Here is a 371-nt window from a genome sequence, read left to right as displayed (position 1 = left end):
AGGCTATGACTGCTGGGGTATTGAGTTGACGGCTCAAGGTCGCCACTCAATGTTGCGCGTTTATCTTGATAAAGAGGGCGGCGTGCTGGTGGACGATTGTGCCATCGTCAGCCGTCAGATCAGCGGTGTACTGGATGTAGAAGATCAGATCGCCGTTGAATACACCCTTGAAGTTTCCTCGCCTGGCATGGAACGCCCACTGTTCACTATTGAGCAGTTTGCAAAATTTGCCGGTGAACAAGTGAAGATCAAGCTGCGCTCGCCTTTTGAAGGTCGGCGCAACTTTCAGGGCCTTCTGCGCGGTGTAGAAGAGCAGGACGTTGTGGTGCAGGTTGAAGACCATGAGTTCCTGTTGCCGATCGATATGATCG

Annotated in this window: 1 protein-coding gene; it reads left to right on the top strand. The window is 52.6% G+C overall.

Going from position 1 to position 371, the window contains the following annotated elements; genetic code table 11:
• On the top strand, positions 1 to 371 hold a 371-nt coding region (gene rimP / locus ACIPLA_RS28245; RefSeq protein ID WP_401177766.1), incomplete at both ends, for a ribosome maturation factor RimP.

Origin of the sequence: Pseudomonas sp. NPDC086112 (genome assembly GCF_044746425.1) — a bacterium.
GTDB lineage: Bacteria > Pseudomonadota > Gammaproteobacteria > Pseudomonadales > Pseudomonadaceae > Aquipseudomonas.
This window is presented reverse-complemented; position numbering and strand designations above follow the sequence as displayed.